Raw genomic sequence first — 4,824 nt, 5'->3', positions numbered from 1 at the left:
TCAGCATCGTAACTACGACGACTCATCAGCTTTTTTGAATCTCCCATGTTTGCAAAATTTATGCAAATAAGTGTGCCGATTTAATGAACCATCTCAGACACGTCTGTTGTCAAGATAGGTAATATATAAAAAAGGCAATCCAAAAGTTAATTATTGGATTGCCTTACTATAAAAACTCTTACTTTAATTAGTCAACTTATTTCAGACCAAGACATACTTCAGCGTGGAAAAACTTTTATCATGTTATTTAAACTTGTTACTTCCGAACCATACTCTTTAATGTATTTTGATTCATTACCGTACTTCTTATACGTTTCATATCTATCACCATAGAAATACCATAGCCATTCACCTTTTGCTGAGTTTAAACTAAAAAACTCATGCTGGGGGTCAAACGCATGAAATCCATAAAAACTATAAATCACATTTTTTGAATTATTTTCTAAACATTTTGCTCCACCCAAAACTGTTTTTGAAACTTTGAACTTTTTATTAAATAAACTAACATCTGTATAGAAAAAAGGCATTTCATAGGTGCCCACTTCTTTATTGTCAATAATGAAAAACAGTTTTTGATTGATAACAAAAATGGAATCTTGCGGTGAGTTTTTACTATAAGTCAAATATTTAGTTTTAACTTTTACACTATTTGTACCGTTTGAACAAGTACACGAAATTACGGTATCTTTTTCGATTAGATTGTTCGGCTGTTCTTTATTTTCAATGTTTTCATTAGCTTCTTTTGAAGCAGAATTATTGAAGTAAAGTAAAAAACCAACTACAAATAATATTAATATGAGAATTATATAATTATAGTATTTCATAGTTTTAATTAGTTTTTGTTAATAAAGCTGCACGATTTCTCAAAAAGTTCTTGTCTAAATTTGACTTCCACTGGTGTTTTCCGCCAGGTAACGATGTCCATTTACCACTCAATGCTCTCAAAGCTGAATTGTACTGCCCAGATTCTACCATTTCCGTGGCACCTTTAACTAAACTGATTTCATAGGCAGCAGCCTTATCCTGACTTTCAGGGCTAAAATCTTTGAGCCCTAATTTAGCGGCATGGGATTTCCAAGTTCCTGCTAAAAATTGGTATGCACCAGCTGCTGAAGATGATTTCCCCCATTTTGTTATAACCTCATTTGGATGCTTGTCTAAATTCTCAATTTTACCACCACCATACTGAGTATCATATTCAGTGGGGGTTCCATGTCCTTCAGATTCTCTTATTGTATTTAAAGTAGCTTTCATGTTCAATTCTTCATTTGTTAATCCAGGTCTCTCAATTTGGTCTGTTACAGCCCATTTTATCAAACCATTAGTGCTTTTATCAAGTTTTTTTTCATCTACCACATACACCTTTTTATCAGGTTTACCATCGTTTTTTAAATGATTACCATTACTATCGTATATATCTCCATCATGCTGCTCAGATTGTCCAGTTTGCTCTATAGTCGAATAACCGTCTGACCAAACAGCCCTGTTTCCATCAGGGTCAATAAACCTTAAAGGATTATTAAAATTAGTTGCATAAGTAGAATGTCTACGCATTATATCACTCAGTGCATCAACCCTGTCCATTCTCCCAATCGTAGGATTATAAGTCCTTGCACCAAAGCTAATTCTTCGCAAATTAAACGTACTTTCCTTTTCTTTATTTTGAAGGCTTAATAGGCAGCACGTGTGTTGTCCATATAGGTAATATATTAAAAAAAGGCCATCTAACAAGTTAATTATTGGATGGCCTTATACTAAATACTCGTATCTAAATTTGTCAACTTATTTAAGGACAAGACAGTTTTCAAGAGAAAACCTCATTTAATTTCTGCAATACTTCAAAATTACTACTACTTATTTCCCAAAAAGAAGAATCTACGAGTTCTATACAATAATTACATGAAAGTCTCATATCTTCATCATTTTCATATCTTTTTAATTTTTTGTCTTCTTTGTCACCGATTATAATCACCTCAATTGTTTGATGGATTTTCTTAGACATTTCCAACAAATGATTCCAACTAATTAAATATCCTGATAAGGATTCTTTTACTTTTTGTTCAAAATCAACAACTAAAAAGTCACTTTTTGGATTAGTCACCGCTTCTATCCATAGAATTTTCCATTTGTAGTTATAACCATCATGTATTTTAGATAGTATATCATGCAAACTTATTTCTAAATAGTCCGCCTCTTTTTTGCAAAGTTGGATAGTTTTATTCATTGTTTTTTTTGTTTAGAGGTTCTGCAGAACCTCTCTTCATAGTTCCTCCTGTATTGTTTGGCACATATTTGTGTTCGTCCGGATTAGTATGTTCTTTTGGCCTACCGTGATCTGTGAAATCTATATCTTTCACGGGATTCCCATTTTTGTCAAATTCTCTTGCCTGTTTATAATCTCCTTTACTTCCCTTTTTCGTTCCTAATTGAGTATGTGGGCCGGAGGCATCTTTGTCAGATTTTGGTGTACCATCCTTTTTTCTAGGCAATTCTTCTTTTGGAGTGTAACCACTTTTTTTGCTCCCACTAGGATTTGCCGTACCGCTTGCTGAAGCTCCACTTGAAGCATTCGAACTACTATTTGATGAAGCTGCTTTAGATGTACTATTCAATTTTCTTGAGTATAATCCCGTTAACTCACCAGGTTTACTTGTGGACATTGCAAGCCCTAATGCTGGGTTATATGCACCTACTCCTTGTCCTACACCACTCTCAACTAGTTTTTTGATTCCTGCTCCAATTGCTACCCCGACCGTGGTGGCTGCAATAGCTTCTCCTAGTGCTGTTGCTCCAGCAACTATTTCGGGTAAAAATGGTAACGCAGCAGGAAATGAAAGATTGCCATCCGGGTCAATTCTTAAAACCGGATTATTCCACCCATACTGATACAAACTAAATTGCTCTTGTTCCTCAATTACCGGGTCAACTCTATCAAAACGCCCAATGGTTGGGTTATATCCTCTTGCTCCTAATCGAATCAAATTCAGATTAAAAGTACTTTCTTTTTCCCGATTTAAAAACTCAAATCTATTGCAAATGCGCCTATTTTAATTAAATTTTAGAAGTCTGGGTGTGTGCGGTGTTGTTTGTTTGAAGTACCTTATGGGTGCTGCGAAGTTGGGTAATATATTAAAAAAGGCCATCCAACAAGTTAATTATTGGATGGCCTTATACTAAATACTCGTACCTAAATTTGTCAACTTATTTCAGGGTGAGGCAGTAGAGTTAAAATACTTAAATCTTCACACTTGTTCAGAATTAAAAAAGGCTAATATGCTATACTATAACCTTTGTTGATGAAAACTGTCTCATTCAGTCCACTACCTGTAATGAGTAATCCTTTATATTTTTCATCAATACTATTTTTAGATTTTATCCGAACATTCCTTGAAAATTCCAAATCTGCTTCACCAACAGGACTAAAATCATGGGAGTCACATTTTAATTCAGAAATTACTTTTCTCCCTTTTAAAGTACGTCTTATAATACAATCATCTATTGGTGTTTTATAATATGACTCCAAAGCAAACACTTTTTTAAATTCTAGATATTTATCTAATTTAAAGTAATTATTAATGACCGCATTATAAAAAGTGCCATTATGAACTCTCTCTTTTATAATTATTTCATTTCTATTGTCATTATCAAAGTCTTGAAATTCAATAAGTGGCTCATACAAAAGACGCGTTGAAAACCCCTGTTCATTATTCTCCATCCATTTACCATTAATAGATGGCGATATGGTTGATACCCTGTCGTTTTTTGCATCGTATGCTATGAGGTAAAACCTAACAATGCTAAATGAATAGGTTTTAAAAATATAAATGAAGACGCTTGAAGAGTAGGTAACTTTAAAAACAAGGTTATTCTCTGAATAATCACTACCCTTAATTAAGGACTTCATCTTACTTCTAACAACAGGTGGAATTTCTTCTTTTAAACTAACCGTATCACTATAGGTAACAAAATCATTTTGACTGCGAATGATAGCTTTTGAAGGAATGCCTAAATAATTTGAAGCATTATTTTTATTTTGGGAATATACCCAGCAATAATTAAATATTATTGCTAACAATAAAGCTATGGTAAAAATGTGTCTATTTATTTTCATTTCTTTTTTGGATTAGCACTATAAAAAATAATATAAATTTCACCTTTTGCAGCATCCCCTCCCCCTCTATTGTAAAAGGGCCATAAGATTTCACAATTGTTTGATCCCAATATTTGTCAGAGATACTTGGCGTTTTAACATCAGCTTTTGATGCTAAGTAAAAAAAGCCTCGCCCCTTTACTAAGTCTTTTATCTGTTTAGGTACTTCCGGGAAATTGTCCTTTAAATGATATGGAGCTAACAACTTATCTTTACCTACTGCGTCAATATCATTGGTATGAGCATCTTTATTGACATTATTGTAAATATAATCTATACTTGCTCTTGCTTCCATTAATTGTTGAACTTTATTCATATCCCACTTTGTAGGGTCGTTTAATTCTTTTTCTGTTGGATTTAGTGTTTTGGTAGGGTATATGCCACTGGTTTCTCCCCAAGATACTTTACTGACATTTCCTTTATTGGTCGGAGTAACAGGGTTTATTGTCTTTTTTGGAGTTGGTTGACTACCTTGTAAAGGTTCAAAACCTCCACTAACGCTAATACTCCCTGTACTATTCCTAACACTCATATTACTATAGCCATCAGAATAAGTATAATCCTCTGACTCCATCCCATTGAGATGGTTCATTAAATCGGCACACTTATTTGCATAAATTTTGCAAACATGGGAGATTCAAAAAAGCTGATGAGTCGTCGTAGTTACGATGCTG

General features: G+C 33.6%; 6 protein-coding genes. All 6 read right to left on the bottom strand.

What is annotated here, in order from left to right; genetic code table 11:
- Positions 1–218 precede the first annotated feature (218 nt).
- The 6 genes from C0V77_RS22700 to C0V77_RS22675 all read right to left on the bottom strand — a co-directional run bounded on the left by C0V77_RS22700 (position 219) and on the right by C0V77_RS22675 (position 4,724).
- Positions 219–824: a hypothetical protein gene (locus C0V77_RS22700; RefSeq protein WP_101728682.1), complete on the bottom strand. Its 606-nt coding sequence runs from the start codon at positions 822–824 to the stop codon at positions 219–221.
- A gap of 4 nt (positions 825–828) precedes the next feature.
- Positions 829–1,584: a glycoside hydrolase family 104 protein gene (locus C0V77_RS23335; protein ID WP_216824467.1), complete on the bottom strand. Its 756-nt coding sequence runs from the start codon at positions 1,582–1,584 to the stop codon at positions 829–831.
- A 220-nt stretch (positions 1,585–1,804) separates the two neighbouring features.
- On the bottom strand, positions 1,805–2,224 hold the full coding sequence (locus tag C0V77_RS22690) for a hypothetical protein (RefSeq protein WP_101728681.1): 420 nt from the start codon (positions 2,222–2,224) through the stop codon (positions 1,805–1,807).
- Positions 2,217–3,038 carry an RHS repeat domain-containing protein gene (locus tag C0V77_RS22685; RefSeq protein ID WP_255408994.1) on the bottom strand — a complete coding sequence of 274 codons (822 nt, stop codon included), beginning with the start codon at positions 3,036–3,038 and terminating at the stop codon, positions 2,217–2,219. Before C0V77_RS22685 ends, C0V77_RS22690 begins: the two co-directional genes overlap by 8 nt.
- A gap of 230 nt (positions 3,039–3,268) precedes the next feature.
- Complete coding sequence (locus C0V77_RS22680; protein ID WP_101728679.1) at positions 3,269–4,111, bottom strand: hypothetical protein; 843 nt, start codon at positions 4,109–4,111, stop codon at positions 3,269–3,271.
- On the bottom strand, positions 4,098–4,724 hold the full coding sequence (locus C0V77_RS22675) for a hypothetical protein (protein WP_143706171.1): 627 nt from the start codon (positions 4,722–4,724) through the stop codon (positions 4,098–4,100). Before C0V77_RS22675 ends, C0V77_RS22680 begins: the two co-directional genes overlap by 14 nt.
- Positions 4,725–4,824: the final 100 nt, after the last annotated feature.

It is taken from the genome of Emticicia sp. TH156 (assembly GCF_002855535.1).
Classification (GTDB): Bacteria; Bacteroidota; Bacteroidia; order Cytophagales; family Spirosomataceae; genus Emticicia; species Emticicia fluvialis.
This window is presented reverse-complemented; position numbering and strand designations above follow the sequence as displayed.

Bases quoted from the DNA above. Each gene is read 5' to 3' on its own strand.
- C0V77_RS22700 (WP_101728682.1), bottom strand. From the start codon at position 824: ATGAAATACTATAATTATATAATTCTCATATTAATATTATTTGTAGTT.
- C0V77_RS23335 (WP_216824467.1), bottom strand. From the start codon at position 1,584: ATGGACAGGGTTGATGCACTGAGTGATATAATGCGTAGACATTCTACT.
- C0V77_RS22690 (WP_101728681.1), bottom strand. From the start codon at position 2,224: ATGAATAAAACTATCCAACTTTGCAAAAAAGAGGCGGACTATTTAGAA.
- C0V77_RS22680 (WP_101728679.1), bottom strand. From the start codon at position 4,111: ATGAAAATAAATAGACACATTTTTACCATAGCTTTATTGTTAGCAATA.
- C0V77_RS22675 (WP_143706171.1), bottom strand. From the start codon at position 4,724: ATGGAGTCAGAGGATTATACTTATTCTGATGGCTATAGTAATATGAGT.